Source organism: Thermoanaerobacter sp. CM-CNRG TB177 (assembly GCF_018588165.1).
Lineage (GTDB): Bacteria > Bacillota > Thermoanaerobacteria > Thermoanaerobacterales > Thermoanaerobacteraceae > Thermoanaerobacter > Thermoanaerobacter thermocopriae.
Genome location: NZ_JAFCAC010000103.1, coordinates 55,544 through 68,387, shown reverse-complemented (window position 1 = coordinate 68,387; position 12,844 = coordinate 55,544). Strand labels below are relative to the sequence as shown.

General features: G+C 34.9%; 12 protein-coding genes. All 12 read right to left on the bottom strand.

All coding sequences use genetic code 11. The annotated features are described in order from the left end of the window. Positions 1 to 203: 203 nt before the first annotated feature. Positions 204 to 1,571: a PFL family protein gene (locus I4N53_RS11940; protein WP_028992477.1), complete on the bottom strand. Its 1,368-nt coding sequence runs from the start codon at positions 1,569 to 1,571 to the stop codon at positions 204 to 206. A gap of 9 nt (positions 1,572 to 1,580) precedes the next feature. Beyond that, a complete protein-coding gene (locus I4N53_RS11935; protein ID WP_012994981.1) occupies positions 1,581 to 1,859 on the bottom strand; it encodes an ACT domain-containing protein in 279 nt (92 codons plus the stop codon). A gap of 119 nt (positions 1,860 to 1,978) precedes the next feature. Further along, positions 1,979 to 2,716 (bottom strand): 16S rRNA (uracil(1498)-N(3))-methyltransferase, encoded by a 738-nt coding sequence (locus tag I4N53_RS11930; protein ID WP_009052593.1) that lies wholly within the window; start codon positions 2,714 to 2,716, stop codon positions 1,979 to 1,981. A 6-nt stretch (positions 2,717 to 2,722) separates the two neighbouring features. Then, positions 2,723 to 3,649, bottom strand: a complete 927-nt coding sequence (gene prmA, locus I4N53_RS11925; RefSeq protein ID WP_214496344.1) for a 50S ribosomal protein L11 methyltransferase — start codon at positions 3,647 to 3,649, stop codon at positions 2,723 to 2,725. Positions 3,650 to 3,676: 27 nt separating this feature from the next. Then, positions 3,677 to 4,837 carry a molecular chaperone DnaJ gene (dnaJ, locus tag I4N53_RS11920; RefSeq protein WP_214496343.1) on the bottom strand — a complete coding sequence of 387 codons (1,161 nt, stop codon included), beginning with the start codon at positions 4,835 to 4,837 and terminating at the stop codon, positions 3,677 to 3,679. A gap of 55 nt (positions 4,838 to 4,892) precedes the next feature. After that, positions 4,893 to 6,731 (bottom strand): molecular chaperone DnaK, encoded by a 1,839-nt coding sequence (dnaK, locus tag I4N53_RS11915; protein WP_214496342.1) that lies wholly within the window; start codon positions 6,729 to 6,731, stop codon positions 4,893 to 4,895. Positions 6,732 to 6,748: 17 nt separating this feature from the next. After that, the gene (gene grpE, locus I4N53_RS11910; RefSeq protein ID WP_218623599.1) at positions 6,749 to 7,330 is read right to left on the bottom strand and encodes a nucleotide exchange factor GrpE; all 582 of its coding nucleotides are present in this window, start codon (positions 7,328 to 7,330) and stop codon (positions 6,749 to 6,751) included. Between the two features lie 22 nt (positions 7,331 to 7,352). Then, positions 7,353 to 8,384, bottom strand: a complete 1,032-nt coding sequence (hrcA, locus tag I4N53_RS11905) for a heat-inducible transcriptional repressor HrcA (RefSeq protein ID WP_003868079.1) — start codon at positions 8,382 to 8,384, stop codon at positions 7,353 to 7,355. A gap of 94 nt (positions 8,385 to 8,478) precedes the next feature. Further along, positions 8,479 to 9,606, bottom strand: coding sequence for a radical SAM family heme chaperone HemW (hemW, locus tag I4N53_RS11900; protein ID WP_009052599.1), 1,128 nt, complete (start codon positions 9,604 to 9,606; stop codon positions 8,479 to 8,481). Beyond that, positions 9,603 to 11,414: a translation elongation factor 4 gene (gene lepA / locus I4N53_RS11895; RefSeq protein ID WP_214496341.1), complete on the bottom strand. Its 1,812-nt coding sequence runs from the start codon at positions 11,412 to 11,414 to the stop codon at positions 9,603 to 9,605. Before lepA ends, hemW begins: the two co-directional genes overlap by 4 nt. Positions 11,415 to 11,446: 32 nt before the next feature. Next, the gene (locus I4N53_RS11890; protein WP_214496340.1) at positions 11,447 to 11,716 is read right to left on the bottom strand and encodes a hypothetical protein; all 270 of its coding nucleotides are present in this window, start codon (positions 11,714 to 11,716) and stop codon (positions 11,447 to 11,449) included. A 3-nt stretch (positions 11,717 to 11,719) separates the two neighbouring features. Next, positions 11,720 to 12,838, bottom strand: coding sequence for a glycosyltransferase family 4 protein (locus tag I4N53_RS11885; protein WP_214496339.1), 1,119 nt, complete (start codon positions 12,836 to 12,838; stop codon positions 11,720 to 11,722). Positions 12,839 to 12,844: the final 6 nt, after the last annotated feature.

The window sequence follows — 12,844 nt, the reverse complement described above, 5'->3', positions numbered from 1 at the left end:
AAAAAATACATTGAAGAATATACAAAATAAGAGGTGCGATTTTTGCACCTCTTACTCTACTTCATAAACTTCAGAAACAAACCCTTTTGCATAGTTAGCCAACTTGTAAGCTTCATCGTCAACAAATTGGCAAGCTCCGTCCTTCTGATGAAACCTTGTTGAAAATCTCAAATGAATAAGGTGATTTTTATTTTCTTATAGAATTAATTATTCAAGCTCTGAAGCGGAGCAGGAATCCTGCCACCTCTTTTTATAAATGTATCGGCGGAAAAATTGTTTACTTTCATAACAGGTGCGTGTCCCAAAAGTCCACCAAATTCGACATGGTCTCCTTCTTTTTTGCCGGGTACAGGGATGATCCTTACAGCTGTTGTCTTTTTGTTTATCATGCCTATTGCCATCTCATCTGCAATTATTGCTGATATAGTTTCGGCTGGCGTGTCCCCAGGTATTGCAATCATGTCAAGCCCAACAGAACACACGCATGTCATTGCTTCAAGCTTTTCTATTGATAGCGCACCTGCCTCAACAGCGCTTATCATTCCTGCGTCTTCACTTACAGGTATAAAAGCACCGCTTAAACCTCCAACATAGGATGATGCCATTACACCGCCTTTTTTGACGGCATCATTTAAGAGCGCCAGTGCTGCTGTTGTACCAGGTGCACCGCATTTTGAAAGTCCCATTGCTTCAAGTATGTTTGCGATACTATCACCAATTTCGGGAGTTGGTGCAAGCGACAGGTCAAGTATGCCAAAAGATGTGTTTAATCTTTCTGCTGCAAGCCTTCCTATAAGTTCACCTGCACGTGCAATCTTAAAGGAAGTTTTTTTAATAATTTCGGAAATTTGACCAAAATCAGCTTTGTTATCAAGCTTTGAAAGTGCTGCTAAAATTACGCCTGGTCCACTTACGCCAACATTAATGACGCATTCGCCTTCACCTACACCGTGAAAAGCACCCGCCATAAATGGATTGTCTTCCGGCGCATTACAGAAAACTACAAGTTTAGCTGCACCTATTCCGTCTTTGTCTTTTGTAAGTTCGGCGGTTTTTTTAATTATTTTCCCCATTAAAGCTACGGCATCCATATTTATACCTGCTTTTGTTGTAGCTACATTGATTGAAGAACAAACCCGTTCAGTAGAAGATAATGCTTCAGGTATTGAATTTATTAATCTTAAATCACCATCAGTAAAACCTTTGTGTACAAGTGCCGAGTACCCTCCGATGAAATTAACCCCGACTTCTTTTGCTGCAGCATCCAGTGCCTTTGCTATTTTTATAAAATCTTCCGTGCTTTTTGCGCTTTCGGAAATTAAAGCTATTGGTGTTACAGAAATGCGTTTGTTGACAATAGGTATGCCAAATTCTGATTCAAGGTCATTTGCTACTTTTACGAGATTCTTTGCCTTTTTTGTAATTTTATCGTATATTTTATTTGATAAAGTTTCTACATTATCGCTTACGCAATCTCTTAAATTTATACCCATTGTTATAGTTCTTATGTCAAGTTTTTCAGCTTGTACCATACGTATGGTTTCTTCTATTTCATCAAACGCAAATCTCATATCAATCCCTCACAGTCTATGCATTGCCCTGAATATGTCTTCTTTTTGAATATCAATCTTAAGTCCCATTTTCTCTCCAAGAGAATTTAAGTTTTCTTTTAAAATATTAAATTCCACTGTACTATTTGATATATCAACAATCATAATCATAGTAAATATATCCCTTAAAATTGTCTGGCTGATGTCGAGAATATTTATATTTGCTTCAGCTAACAATTTTGAAACAGAGTAAATAATACCGACCTTGTCTACTCCAATTATGGATATAATCGCTTTTTGCACATTCACCAAAACCACTCCTTGCCCTATTTCTGTATAGTATACTATAGTGCGAATATATTTGCAAATATACATTTTTTAATTGTTTTTTCGTAGTTTTATGTAATATAACTTTTGTGTTCCTATTGTTAACCCATATCTCCCAACTCATACATCACTATGGAACACACACTAATAGCTGCTGTCTCTGTTCTTAAAATCCTCGGTCCCAAACTCACAAGTTTAGCGCTATACCTTAAAGCCAAATCAACTTCCTCTTCTGAAAATCCTCCTTCAGGACCTACAAAAATAGCAACTTTTTTAATATTTTTTACTCCATCTAATACTTCTTTTAATTTTAAAGTTTTTTCTTTTTCGTATGGGATTATACATAAGTCAAATTCCTCAATTTGCTTTAATGCCTCCTCAAAAGAAATAGGCATACAAATTTCGGGCAATGACGTTCTGCCCGATTGTTTACAGGCTTCCCGAGATATCTTATTCCATCTTTCAATTTTTTTGTTTAAATTGCTGTTTTTTATATCTACAACCGAATAGCGAGTTATAATGGGAATAAATTTTTTAACTCCTATCTCTGTACATTTTTGAATTATTAATTCCATTTTATCTGACTTGGGCAAACCCTGAAATAATGCAATTTCAATTGAACTTTCAGTATTCGATTGTAATTTGCTTTCTAAAAATAAAATTACTCTGTTTTTTTCTACGCCATAAATAGATGTTTGATATTCAGTAGAACCGTCAGATATTACAATTTCATCTCCTTTTTTCAATCGAAGAACATTTATTATGTGATGAGTATCTTTTCCCTCTATATAGGCAAAATTTTCTTTTATTTTTTCTTTATCAACAAAAAATTTCCTCATAATAACTCACTTTTTCCTTGATAATATTGTACACCATTCTCCTTCTTCTTTTATTTGCAATATCTCAAAAAATGGCTGTATTTTTTCCATGACTTCTTTTTTTCTACTTTTTATTATACCACTAGCTAAAAATAAGCCCTCTTCTTTTAAGTATTTAGGAACCTCTGTCGACAACTTAATTATCACATCAGCAATAATATTTGCCACTATAATGTCAGCTTTTCCGTCAAATTCATTTAATAAATCACTTTTAAATACTTTCACATTTTGTAAGTTATTTAATTCTACATTTTGTCTGGCTACTTCCACAGAAACTTCGTCTATATCCGCCGCATAAACTTCCTTTGCTCCTAATTTACTACTAGCGATACTAAGTATACCTGAACCACAACCTATATCAAAAACTATGCTTTCTGGCATCACAATTTCCTCTAAAAGTTCCAAACACATCTTTGTGGTCTCATGGGTGCCTGTGCCAAAAGCCATTCCGGGGTCTAACTCGATAATTATCTCTTCTCCTTGAGATACATATTCTTCCCAAGAAGGCTTAATCACTATTTTCTTTCCTATTTTTAGAGGCTTATAATACTGTTTCCAATTATTTGCCCAGTCCTCTTCATCCACTTCTGAAACTTTTAAGTCAAAATTTCCTATATCAATTCCAAAAGATTTAAGTTCTACAATTCTATCTTTTAAAATATTTATTTTATCTATAGTATCTGAAGCAATAGGAAAATAGGCAAAAACCTTAATATTTCCCTCTTCTTCAAAAAGAGAAGGCTCTATATAATCCCAATTATCACTTTGCGCCAACAGTTTTACATCATTAGGGTTTTTTATAACTACACCGCCAGCTCCTAATTCGTGCATGATATTTGTCACAGCCTCTTCTGCTTCTTGTGTAGTTGTAACTTGTACTTCAATCCATTTCATTCTTTTCACACCTTTAATTTAAATTTATTATCCGCCAAAAGCATCCTTCATCCTTTGAAAAAAGGATTTTGATTCTGTCGCAGTATTTCCTTCTAATTTTTTTAATTCTCTTAGCAATTCTTTTTGCTTTTCTGTCAACTTTTTAGGCACATCAATATAAACTTCTACAATTTGGTCTCCGCGTCCTCTTCCATTTATGTGAGGAATCCCTTTTCCCCTTAACCTAAACTTAGTCCCTGTCTGAGTTCCTTCTGGTATTGTAAAACTAACTGTTCCATCCATCGTAGGAATTTTTATTTCTCCGCCTAAAGCTGCATCAGCAAAACTTATAGGCATTTTCAAATGCACATTGTATCCTTCTCTTGTGAACAACTCGTGGGGCTTTACGTGAATTACAATATACAGATCTCCCCTTGGACCTCCTCTTAAGCCTGGCTCTCCTTCCCCTCTTAAGGTAAGCATTTGTCCTTCGTCTATTCCTGCTGGTATAGTAACTCTAATTTTTCTCCTCCTTCTAATTCTACCTGTTCCACCGCATTTGTTGCAAGGGTCAGTAATAATTTTTCCTTCACCATGGCACCTATGACAAGTTCTTATATTTACAATTCTTCCAAAAGGAGTATTCTGTGCAGTTCTCACTTCACCAGTTCCATGGCATACAGGACAAGTCTCCGGTTTGCTACCTGGCTTTGCCCCTGTTCCTTTACACACATCGCATTCTTCAAATCGCTCAACCTCTATCTCTTTTTCTGTTCCAAAAGCAGCCTCTTCAAAAGTTAAAGTAAGGTCATATCTTATGTCATTACCCTTTTGAGGGCCTGTTTCTGCTCTTCTCCTGCCAGTACCAAAGAAATCATTAAAAATATCGCCAAATATATCGCCAAATCCTCCAAAGCCTCCAAAATCAAAACCGCCCTCTCCAAAACCTCCTTGACCAAATCCACCTTGGCCAAAACCGCCTTGCTCAAAGGCTGCGTCTCCAAATTGGTCATATTGGGCTCTTTTTTGAGGGTCGGAGAGAATTTCGTAAGCTTCGTTTATTTCTTTAAATTTTTGCTCTGCTTCTTTATCTCCTGGGTTCAAGTCAGGATGATATTTCTTAGCAAGCCGTCTATAAGCCTTTTTTATTTCCTCTTCTGTGGCATTTCTATCTACTCCTAATATTTCATATAAATCTTTTTTAGCCACTTTCTCACCTGCCTTTCATTACGTAAATTAGAACCAGGTAAAACCTGGTTCTATATTATTTATTATCATCATCCTCCACTTTATAGTTGGCTTCATAAACATTGTCCTGTGTTGTACCTTGTCCAGCACTACCTGTATTTGTAGCTCCTCCCGTTTGTCCTCCCGCTTGTTGGTATATTCTTGTAGAAACTTTGTAGAAGGCTTGTGAAAGTTTCTCAGAAGCATTTTTAATCGCTTCTATATCGCTTCCTTCAAGAGCTTTTCTTACATTTTCTATTTCTCTATTTATTTCATCTTTTTCGGCTTGCGTCATCTTATCTCCAAGGTCTTTCATTGTTTTTTCAGCTTGATAAATGAGAGAATCTGCTTTATTCCTTATTTCGATTTCTTCTTTCTTCTTCCTATCTTGTTCTTCATACTGCTTAGCCTCATTAATCATTCTTTGTATCTCTTCTTCTGACAAATTAGTTGTAGAAGTAATAGTTATATCCTGAGATTTACCAGTACCTAAGTCTTTTGCAGAAACATGTACAATTCCATTGGCATCTATGTCAAAAGTAACTTCAATTTGAGGTACTCCTCTTGGAGCTGGTGGAATCCCTGACAAAATAAACCTTCCGAGAGTTTTGTTGTCTTTTGCCATAGGCCTTTCGCCTTGTAACACGTGTATTTCAACAGAAGTCTGATTATCCGCTGCAGTGGTAAATATCTGGCTCTTTCTTGTAGGTATTGTGGTGTTTCTCTCTATAATCTTAGTAAATACTCCACCTAAGGTCTCTATACCCAAAGACAAAGGTGTTACGTCCAGTAAGAGAATATCTTTCACTTCTCCGACCAATACTGCCGCCTGTATAGCTGCACCTATAGCCACTGCCTCATCTGGGTTAATTCCTTTGTGAGGTTCTTTACCCATTATTCTCTTTACTGTCTCCTGTACCAAAGGCACTCTTGTAGAACCACCAATGAGAATGACTTTATCAATATCAGAAGGTTTTAAACCTGCGTCGCTTAATGCTTGGTTAACAGGACCTACAGTTGATTCTACAAGGTCGGAGATTAGCTCTTCAAATTTTGCCCTTGTAAGATTTACATCTATATGTTTTGGACCTGTAGCATCAGCAGTAATAAATGGCAAGTTTATATTAGTAACCGTTGCAGAAGAAAGCTCTATTTTTGCTTTTTCCGCAGCATCTTTTAGTCTCTGCAATGCCATCCTGTCATTTCTTAAGTCAATTCCATATTCTTTTTTGAAGTTGTCAGCAAGCCAATCTATTATCCTTTGGTCGAAGTCATCCCCACCCAAGTGGTTATTGCCACTTGTAGCCAAAACTTCAAATACTCCATCTCCTATTTCCAAAATAGAAACGTCAAAAGTACCGCCACCTAAGTCGTAAACCATTATCTTTTGATTTCCTTCTTTGTCAAGGCCATATGCCAAAGCAGCAGCTGTCGGCTCATTTATTATTCTCAAAACCTCAAGACCTGCAATCCTACCTGCGTCTTTTGTAGCCTGTCTTTGGCTGTCATTGAAATAAGCAGGAACAGTAATTACCGCCTGTGTAACTTTTTCACCCAAGTAAGCTTCTGCATCAGCCTTGAGCTTTTGCAAAATCATTGCAGAAATCTCTTGAGGTGTATATTCTTTATCGTCAATTTTTACTTTGTAATCAGTTCCCATGTGTCTTTTTATAGACATTATAGTCCTGTCAGGATTTACAATTGCCTGCCTTTTTGCAACTTGCCCTACTAACCTTTCTCCTTCTTTAGTAAAAGCAACGACTGAAGGCGTAGTACGAGCTCCTTCTGCGTTAGGTATTACTACAGGTTGGCCTCCTTCCATAACAGCAACACAAGAAAAAGTAGTTCCTAAGTCAATTCCTATAACTTTCCCCATATTTTTCAACCTCCTTTTTATTTTGCTACTTTAACCAAACTTGGTCTTATTACTTTATCTTTTAGATAATACCCTTTTTGGAAAACTTCAATAATTTCATTTGGTTGTTTTCCTTCTACCTCTTCCTGCATTACAGCATGGTGCTTATAGGGGTCAAAAATCTGCCCCTCTGCTTCAATTTCTTTTACACCAAATTTATCCAACATCTTTTTAAACTGCCTGTAAATTAATTCTATCCCTTCTTTTAGAGAATTATAATCTCCACTGCTCGCCAAAGCTCTTTCAAAATTATCCATAACAGGCAAAAGTTCTAAAATTACTATTTCTTTACCATATTCTACCATTTCTGATTTTTCTTTTTCTGTTCTCTTCCTGTAATTTTCAAATTCTGCTTTCAATCTTTGTGCAATATCTAAATATTCTTGAGCTTCAGCCTCTTTTTGCTGAAGTTTTTGCTTTAATTCCTCTATTTCATCAACCGTTTGTTGCTGATGCTCTTGCTGTGTTTGTTCTTCCTCTTCAGGAGGCCCTTCCATTTGTTCATTTGATTCTAAATTATTTACATCATTTTCCTCCTCTTTGTTAATTTCTTTTTCCATCTCTTCCACTTATATCACCTCGTTATATTTCATCATTGTATATACTCGACAAAAGATTTGAAAGCTCTTTTGTCATCACATTGATTTCACTAATCAACTTCCTATAATCCATTCTTGTAGGTCCTATAATTCCTATTGTACCCACCACACGGCCATTAATCTTATAAGTAGTTTTTATTACGCTTAAATCCTTCATCTCTTCAAACTTGTTTTCGCTTCCTATTCTCACATCTATAAAATCTACTTCAGGCTCTAAAACTTCGTTCAATAACGACTTGTTGTCCAAAAGATTGAAGAAATTTTTTGCTTTGCCTAAATCCTTGTATTCAGGAAAATCTAAAATATGGGAAGTTCCATCCGCATAAATGTCTGTTTCCTGTAACTGCTTCAAGCTCAAAAGTATAGTGTTTATCAATTCGTCGGCTATAAAAGCCATCTCTCCCAACATCTGCCTTAAATCCTGTTGTAAAAACTCAAAAATATCTTTTTCACTTTTTCCGGCAATTTTCTCGTTTAACAAATTATTTAAAAACTCAAAAATAGTTCTATCTACATTTTGGCATAAATTTAGCAAGTAATTTTTTACAATTCCTGTGTCCGTCACTACTAAAAAGATCATTTTATTAGAAGCAACAGGTATAAGTTGGATTTTCTTTATTCTATCAGGGTTCAACTTTGGCATTTTAGCAACTGTAGTATGGTGAGTTATGTTAGCCAAAATTCTTGCATATTTCTTTACAATTTCATCAAATTCTGCTATTATTTCCTCGCGAGTATTATAGCTAATTGGAGGGTCATTGTTTATATAATTTCGAAGAATGCTGTCTACATAAAATCTATATCCTTTATCTGAAGGTATTCTTCCTGCGGAAGTATGAGGTTGCTCCAAATATCCCATTTCTTCTAAATCCGCCATTTCGTTTCTTATAGTAGCAGAACTTAATCCTATATTGTACTTCTTAGCTATTGTTCTCGACCCTATTGGCTCTGCCGTCATAATATAATCAGTAATAACCGCATATAGTATTTTTTTCTTCCTATCATCTAACGGCATTTTCACCACCCCATGTATTATTAGCACTCTACTCGATTGAGTGCTAATTCATGTTTTTAAAATACCACTCTTATAATTTTTTGTCAATACTCATTTAGGGCAGAAATTCTTCAAAAATGACGTTAGAGACATCAATACCCCTCTCGGTAAGTTTTACACACTCATTATCAATCTCAATTAGACCTTCTTTTAAGTATTTTTGTATTACTTTTTTGTAAATTTCAAACAAACTGATACCAAATCTTTTCTTAAAATCCTTGTCACACACTCCTTTTGTCATTCTCATTCCTAAAAACATAAACTCAGCCATTCTATCTTGTTTTGTCAACTTTATCTTTTCCTTAACTGCACTTTTTCTTTCTAAAATGCTCTTAATATAGTCTTTTATATTTTCAATATTACTATATCTCACATCCGCCATATAAGAATGGGCTCCTGCACCAAATCCCAAATAATTTTTGCATTCCCAGTATAAAATATTGTGGCGACATTCAAATGTGGGCAATGCAAAATTAGATATTTCGTAATGGTGATAGCCTTTTTCTTTTAAAAACTCTATACCCCAATGATACATTTTAAGCTCTTCTTCCTCATCAACTATAGGCAACTGACCCTTTTCATAAAGTCTGTAAAAGGAGGTGTTAGGTTCTAAAATCAAGCTATAAGTAGAAACATGCGTCGGCTGTAATTTTACTACTTCTTTTAAAGTTTCTTGCCACTCTTTAAAGGTTTGAGTAGGAAGAGCATACATAAGGTCTATATTTATATTGTCAAAGAACTTTTTCACTAACTCATAATTTCCAAAAAATTCTTCTACTGTATGAATTCTACCTATATATTTTAAAAGCCTATTTTGAAAAGCTTGAAGTCCAATACTTACTCGGTTTATCCCGTTGTCTTTATAAATTTTTAGTTTTTCTTCAGTTATAAGGCCGGGATTCATTTCAATAGTAATTTCGCAACCATCAAGTATTTTATAATTTTTAAATACAGATTTCAATATCTTCTCTATATAAGAAGGAGGCAAAAGGTTAGGGGTACCTCCTCCTATATAAACCGAAACCACATTATAATCTTTTGTAGAATTTGATTCTATTTCCATAAGTAGTGCCCGAATATAGTCGTCAAAAAGATAATCATAGCCTGCATAAGAATTAAAATCACAATAATAGCATTTTCTTTTACAAAAAGGAATGTGAATGTATAATCCTATCTCCCTCATTTTTCATCATCTAATTTCAATATTGACATAAAAGCCTCTTGAGGTATTTCAACACTTCCCACCTGTCTCATGCGCTTTTTACCTTCTTTTTGCTTCTCCAAAAGTTTTTTCTTACGAGTTACGTCTCCTCCATAGCACTTGGCAAGGACATTTTTCCTCAAAGCTTTTACAGTCTCTCTTGCAATAATCTTAGAACCTATTGCAGCCTGGATTGGGATTTCAAAAAGATGCCTTGGAATATTTTCTTTTAACTTTTCTACAATTTTTCTCGCTTTTTCATAGGCTTTATCCTTGTGAACTATCATCGATAAAGCGTCTACTAAGTCACCGTTTATTAAAATATCCAATTTTACTAAGTTAGATTCTTTATATCCTTTAAGCTCATAGTCGAAGGAGGCATAACCCCTTGTTCGTGACTTTAAAGCATCAAAAAAGTCGTATATTATCTCATTCAAAGGCATTTCATATTTTAAAAGTACGCGAGTTTGTTCTAAATATTCCATTCCTAAATATACTCCCCGCCTATCCTGGCAAAGCTCCATAACTGCCCCTACATATTGAGTAGGCACCATAATAGTAGCTTCCACAATTGGCTCTTCAATATGATCTATTTGCGTAGGAGGCGGCATTTTTGTGGGATTGTCCAAATCCAATACTTCTCCATTGGTTTTGTAAACTTTGTAAATTACACTCGGTGCAGTGGTAACAAGATTTAAGTTGTACTCCCTTTCCAACCTTTCTTGAACTATTTCCATGTGTAAAAGCCCTAAAAAGCCACACCTAAATCCAAAACCTAAGGCAGCAGAGGTGTCAGGTTCAAATACAAGTGACGCGTCATTTAACTGAAGTTTTTCTAAAGCCTCTTTTAAATTTTCATAGTCTTGTCCATCCGCAGGATAAATGCCACAAAAGACCATTGGCACTACTTCTTTATAGCCAGGAAGTGGAGAATCAGTGGGATTGTCTGCATCTGTTATTGTATCTCCTACGCGAGTATCTTTTACATTTTTTATGCTAGCAGCAATGTAGCCAACCTCACCTGCTTTAAGCTCTTCTACTGGATAAAGGTTAGGTCTAAACATTCCCACTTCTGTAACTTCAAAAACTTTGCCAGTAGAAAACATTTTTATTCTCATCCCTGGTTTAACAATTCCATCCACTACCCTTACAAAGCTTATTGCTCCTTTGTAGTTATCATAAAAAGAGTCAAAAATTAGCGCTTTTAAAGGCTTGTTTTCATCACCTTTTGGAGGTGGAATTCTATTCACAATGGCTTCTAAAACTTCTTCTATACCTATGCCTTCTTTAGCAGAGGTAAGCAAAGCATCTTCTGCGTCAATCCCAATCACGTCTTCAATTTCTTTTTTTACAAGTTCAGGATTTGCTGAAGGAAGGTCTATTTTATTTATCACAGGTACTATCTCTAAATCATGTTCTAAAGCCATATACACATTAGCAAGGGTTTGCGCCTCAATTCCTTGTGTAGCGTCTACTACAAGCAGAGCTCCTTCACATGCTGCAATGCTTCTGGATACCTCGTAAGTAAAATCCACATGCCCAGGGGTATCAATAAGATTAAGTTCATATTCATTTCCGTCTTTAGCTTTATAAATCATCCTTACAGGCTTTAACTTTATAGTAATTCCTCTCTCCCTCTCCAATTCTAAATTATCTAAAATTTGCTTATCTGTCTCCCTCTCAGAAAGAAAACCCGTTTTCTCAATAAGTCTATCTGCCAGAGTAGATTTACCATGGTCTATATGGGCGATAATACAAAAATTTCTAATATACTCCATCCTTTCTGACATTGTGTACCTCCTCAAAAATTAAAGAATACACCTCATTTCAAAAATCGGTCTTTACAATATTGGCTCAATCTACCTATGTCAATAACCGACTCCTTACCAAAAATTTTTACAATTATCTTTTCCTTATTTGAATATACGCCAAATATATTTACTTTTCTCACTCCTGTAGTAATTTCATTAAAGGAAGAATCAGCTATTACAAGCCCTATTATCATAATAACAATGTACAATAAAAGAGCAAAGATTACAAGTCTCTTTCTTCGAATTTGTTTTCTTCTCTCTTTTGTCCTTGTAAGTCTCATCTTTTACCTTCCTTTCAAAGCTTCGTAAATCTGTTGCATTTGTTCAATCATTTTATCGCAACTATATTTTTTCGCACTTTCTTTTCCCTTTACACTCATATTTTTTCTCAACTTTTCATCTTTTAAAATTTTCTCTATAGCATTTGCTAACTCTTCAGGATTTTCCTTTTCTACCAAAATTCCCTCTACACCATCTTGTATTATTTCTGGAATACCTCCCACCTTTGTAGCTATGATAGAGATACCTTCATTTAAAGCTTCAATTACAGAAATTCCAAATCCTTCTTCATGAGAAGGAAGCACAAATAAGTCAAGATTTCTCAAAAAAGAAGGAATGTCATTTCTATACCCTAGTAAAAAGAATCTGTCTTTTAAATTTAAACTCTCAATCATTTTTTGTAATTCTTCTTTAAAAGGACCATCTCCTGCTACAAAAAAATAGGCATTTATATTTTTTAAAATCGAAGCCGCTTTTATTAAATCCTGAACACCTTTAGTAGGAATAAGTCTTGCTATACTTCCTACAATAAATGAGTCTTGTGGCAAATTGAATTTTTCTTTTAAATTAAGAGTTGTTTCCTCATAAAAAGAAGTATCAATGCAATTGTACACTACCTTTATTTTGTTTTTCTCTATTTTTTGATTTACGACTAGATCTTCTTTTAATGCTTTAGAAACAGCAATAAACTGGTGGGTTTTTTTGTCTAGAACTTTTGTCAAACTTAACAGAAGTTTCTTTTTGTAAAAATTCATATTATCGTAATTTGCAAAGTTGTGGACTGTCACTACTGTTTTCACAGGCATAGCAAAACATGCAATTCTTCCTACGAATGAAGCTTTTGCCCCATGCATGTGAACAATATCTGGCTTAAACTCATATATTGCTTTTTGTACAAACCTTATTGCCCTATAGTCTTTTTTTAAACTAAGTCCGTCTCCAATGCCAACATTATATACTGCAATCCCCAACCTTTTAAGATATTCTTGAGTTTTTTCGTCAAAAGAACACAAAACAGCCACTTCATACCTATTTTTGTCTAGCAATCTCACCAGTGACAATAAATGTTTTTTTATTCCCCCTTCTGATTTTCTCACAATTTGCAATATCCTTGTTTTTTTCATGAAACC